The organism is Accumulibacter sp., from assembly GCF_032229525.1.
In the GTDB taxonomy this organism is placed as follows: domain Bacteria; phylum Pseudomonadota; class Gammaproteobacteria; order Burkholderiales; family Rhodocyclaceae; genus Accumulibacter.
In genome coordinates this window covers 1-4184 of sequence record NZ_JAVTWB010000255.1, presented here as the reverse complement: position 1 = coordinate 4184, position 4184 = coordinate 1, and the positions used below count along the sequence as shown (strand labels likewise).

Annotated in this window: 3 protein-coding genes and 2 pseudogenes; all 5 read right to left on the bottom strand. The window is 60.9% G+C overall.

Annotation, left to right across the window (positions count from 1 at the left end; all coding sequences use genetic code 11):
- Window positions 1-454, bottom strand: a pseudogene (locus tag RUW20_RS20440) (peptidoglycan bridge formation protein FemAB); the annotation flags it as partial.
- The gene (locus RUW20_RS20435) at window positions 454-1317 is read right to left on the bottom strand and encodes an XrtA system polysaccharide deacetylase (protein ID WP_313954058.1); all 864 of its coding nucleotides are present in this window, start codon (window positions 1315-1317) and stop codon (window positions 454-456) included. The pseudogene RUW20_RS20440 and the gene RUW20_RS20435, both read right to left, overlap by 1 nt.
- An 18-nt stretch (window positions 1318-1335) precedes the next feature.
- Complete coding sequence (wecB, locus tag RUW20_RS20430) at window positions 1336-2505, bottom strand: non-hydrolyzing UDP-N-acetylglucosamine 2-epimerase (RefSeq protein WP_313950417.1); 1170 nt, start codon at window positions 2503-2505, stop codon at window positions 1336-1338.
- A 12-nt stretch (window positions 2506-2517) separates the two neighbouring features.
- On the bottom strand, window positions 2518-3615 hold the full coding sequence (locus RUW20_RS20425; protein ID WP_313950418.1) for an XrtA/PEP-CTERM system-associated ATPase: 1098 nt from the start codon (window positions 3613-3615) through the stop codon (window positions 2518-2520).
- A 9-nt stretch (window positions 3616-3624) separates the two neighbouring features.
- A pseudogene (locus RUW20_RS20420) lies at window positions 3625-4184 on the bottom strand (hypothetical protein); the annotation flags it as partial.

The following is a 4184-nucleotide window of genomic DNA, read 5'->3' as shown; positions in this document are numbered from 1 at the left end:
AGCGCACGTAGAGGTCCTGCAGCGGCCAGTCCGGATGACGCTGGCGAAGATTGCGTAGTTCGAGATGGTCGACGCCGAGGCGAACGGCAATCGCTTGCGCTTCCTTTTCAAGAAGCTCGACCGCCGCCTGGCTGCTCGCCGCCACACCGCCATAGACGGCAAACGGCAAGGAGACCAGCGTATTGCCGAACAACACGCTCTTGACCTGCGCCAGCGGCAGCACGCCCTCGATGACGCCGGCCCGCTCGGCGTAGAGAAAGTCCGTTCGATGACCAAAAACCTCGCTGACGATGCGCTGCCATCCTGCCTTGTGGAAAAAGGTCGCTTCCGGGCACGCTTCGACGAAAGTATCCCACTTGGCGACTGCAGCGCTGTCGTCAGAAGCGAGGCTCTTGAGTTCGAGCGGCGCACTTGCCGCTGCCAAGCCGCTGACTTCCTCGATGGTCGTATTCATCAGTTCAACGCCAACGCCGGGTTGGCCGTGCCGAGAAACACCTCATCCATCCGCCCCCAGCGAAAGTCGCCGAGCAATCGTTTGAGCCGACCTTCCGTGTATTGCAGGTTGACGTAGTGGCGAAAGCGCGTTTTGGCGCTGATCCCCGGGATGCGCGGCTGCTCGGCATCGATTTCCCAGGGATGGAAATAGAAGATTGCCGGCTGACGATCCAGCTCATTCACCTTGCGCATCAGCCAACGTGAAAGCGGATACGGCAGCAGGCGGAAGTAACCACCGCCACTGGCGGGCCAGTTACGGTCGAAAAAGCGAACCGTCGTCACTGGCAGTTCGAGCAGCCCGGCGCGTACCCGGTGAGCGAAGCGCGGCGCATCGGGCATGCCGTAGTGATCATGGCGAATCGGGTAAACGCTCGAACTGTAGCGATAACCTGCGCGTTCGAGGCAATCGAAAGCCCACAGATTACCTTCGCCAATCGAAAAACTCGGCGCTCGATAGCCGCTGACTTCCTGACCCGAAATATCCTCCAGCAGTTTCTTGGCCGACCCGACGTCCGCGGCAAACTCGGCTTCCGAGAGATCACTGGCGCGCTGATGGCCATAGCCATGGCTGGCCAGCTCGTGCCCGCCGTCGACAATGCGACGGACGAGATGCGGGTAGCGTTCAGCGATCCAGCCGAGCGTGAAGAAGGTCGCCGCCGTCTGTTGTTCGTCGAGCATCGAGAGAATACGCTCGACGTTGCGTTCGACCCGGCACTCACGCGAATCCCACTGGTCACGAGGAATGTAGGGGGCGAGCGCGGAAACCTGGAAGTAGTCTTCGACGTCGATGGTCAGTGCGTTGGTGATCGGCTGGCCTGTCATCTCGGGTCCCCGTCCGCGCTAGCCGGCGCGCTGCGCGTGGCGAGCGATCAGCCATGCCGAGAGATCGGCGGCGATGCGCTCTGCCGCCCGGCCATCCCAAAACTCCGGAATGCGGCCGCTCTTGCCAGCACCCGACAGAATCTCGTCGACACCTTTTCGGATCGCCTGCGGATCACAGCCAACCAGGGTATTGGTTCCCTGCTCGACAGTGATCGGGCGCTCGGTATTTTCGCGGATGGTCAGGCAGGGAACGCCGAGCGCGGTACTTTCCTCCTGCAGCCCCCCGGAATCCGAGAGCACCAGCTTGGCGCCCGCCATCAGGCCGAGCATCTCCAGGTAGCCCTGTGGCGGCAGCAGGACAATACGCTGGCTGTGCAGCAGCTCAGCCAGACCGAAACGCTCTATGTTGGCGCGTGTGCGTGGATGCAAGGCGAAGATCAAGGGCAGTTTTTCCGAGACTTCACGCAGGACGGCAAGTAGCGGCGCCAGCGTCTCCTGGCGATCGACATTGGAAGGACGGTGCAGCGTCACCACTCCGTAACCCCGTGGATCATCGAGCACAACGGGATCGACACCCGCCATCTGCAAGGTCTTCTCCGGCTGCTGCGCCGATGCACGATTCGACAGCAGCGAATCGATCATCACGTTGCCAGCAAAACACACCCGCTCCTCGGCCACCCCTTCACGAGTCAGGTTGGCCAGCGCACTGCGCTCGGTCGTGTACAAGCGGTCGGCGAGCTGGTCGGTGAGCAACCGGTTGATCTCCTCCGGCATGGCCCGATCGTGGCTACGCAGACCGGCCTCGACATGCACCACCGGCACTTCCTTCTTGGCACAGACCAGCGCGCAGGCCAGGGTCGAGTTGACGTCGCCGACCACCAGCACGCAAGACGGCCGATGAGTGTCCAGCACCGGTTCGAAACGCTTCATCACTTCCGCCGTCTGCACGGCGTGGGTCGCCGAGCCAACTTCCAGGTTGATGTCCGGGTGCGGCAGGCGCAGATCGACGAACAGGCGATCGTTCATGTCCTTGTCGTAGTGCTGACCGGTATGGACGAGCAACGTCGGCAGAGCCGGACGATGGGCGCTGAAAGCACGCAGAATCGGTGCCATTTTCATGAAGTTTGGCCGGGCGCCGACGACGCATACTACCGGGCCCAAATCAGCGGGCCATTGTTGATCAGACAAAGCGATTTTCCCTCATTCCTGTTTTGCCCGAACGGCATCGACCAGTTGCTGCAGCAGCGACAGAAGCGCTGCGTTGTTGCGTTCGAGACGGACGATGCTGCGCTCGATACGGATCATTCGCTGCTCCGTATGGTTGCTCTTGAGATCCGCGATGGCGCGTGACGCACGCTCTGCCGTGCTGCCGTCAAGCTCCAGCCGCGACAGGTCGATGTCCAGAATGCCGCTCTCCGTCAGTTGGGCGTTCACGGCGCCAGGCGCCTCGTCCATGATCTTGCTCGACGTCATCGATGGCGCAGATTGAGTCTCCTCCCGGAGTTCTTTGGCGACTTCTTCGACGTCGGCGCGTGTAAATTCACTCTTGCCGTTCAGGAAGCCGGAGAGCAACAAACGATCGCAATGCGCGTTGATCCGTCGGGGGATACCACCGCTGGCCTCGTAGAGCGCTTCGAAGGCACCGGCGTCGAAGCGTGGCGAACCTTGCGATCCCGCGCATTTGAGTCGATGCTCGATGTAGGCCTGCGTTTCGTCCTGATCCATCGGGCCGATATGACAGGCTGCGATTACGCGCTGCCGCAATTGCTTCATCTGCGGACTCTGCATGATCTTCCGGAACTCCGGCTGCCCGACCAGGAAGGTCTGCAACAAAGCCTGGGTACCGAACTGGAAGTTCGACAGCATGCGCAGTTCTTCAACCGCCCGCGCCGTCAGATTCTGCGCTTCGTCAACAATCAGCAGGCAACGTTTGCCCTGACTGGTGACATCGACCAGAAAGGCCTCGAGGGCAAGCAGCATCTCGGATTTTCCGTCGTTCTTCGCCCCGACACCGAAAGCCGCGGCAACCATTCGCAAGGTATCCTCGGCGTCCAGTTGGGTGCTGACCAACTGCGCGGCGACCACTTTCTCGGCATCCAGGTCATTGAGCAAACCGCGGACGATCGTCGTCTTGCCCGCGCCGATCTCGCCGGTAACGACGATGAATCCTTCGTTCTGATTCAGACCGTACTCAAGGTAGGCCATGGCACGCCGGTGCTGCCTGGACGCGAAATAGAACGAAGGATCAGGATTCAGCTGAAAAGGCTTGCTGGTCAAGCCGTAGAAGGACTCGTACATGACTATCGATCAGAAGCTGTGAAAAATTGAGCCGGTCAACGCGCTCTCTGTATAGCTGCTCACGCCGCTCGAAATCACCCGGCGCACGCCGACGTTGGCACTGGTTTTCGGCCCGACTCGGGTGGTAAACAGCAGATTGGCATACTGCGTCTCGGTTTCAGGTGAGCCCCCCGTATAGCCCGTGCTGCGCTGTTGATTGAGCGACAAGGACAGCGACGAGATGCCGGTCAACTGGTAGCCCCAATTGATACCGATTCCCTGTTGGCGGATCCGGTTGGACAGCGAATAATTGTCGGTCGCGCCGTTGATCAGGCCCAGAGGCTGTTGCACGCTTTGGCTCGCCGTCAAAGTCACGCTGTTGCGGACACCCAGCAGGGCGACGGACAGTTGCTGCCGCTCCGACAGCTGCTCGCGGTCGGTAAGGTAACCATTGACCACCGTACCATCGGCCGGAAGCCCCCGACTTTGCAGAACCTGAATCACCTGCGCCCGGATCGCATCCGGGGCCAGACCTGGATTGCTTGCGGCGATGAGCGAATAGAAGGCATCGTAGTTGTTGCCCTGCCCGG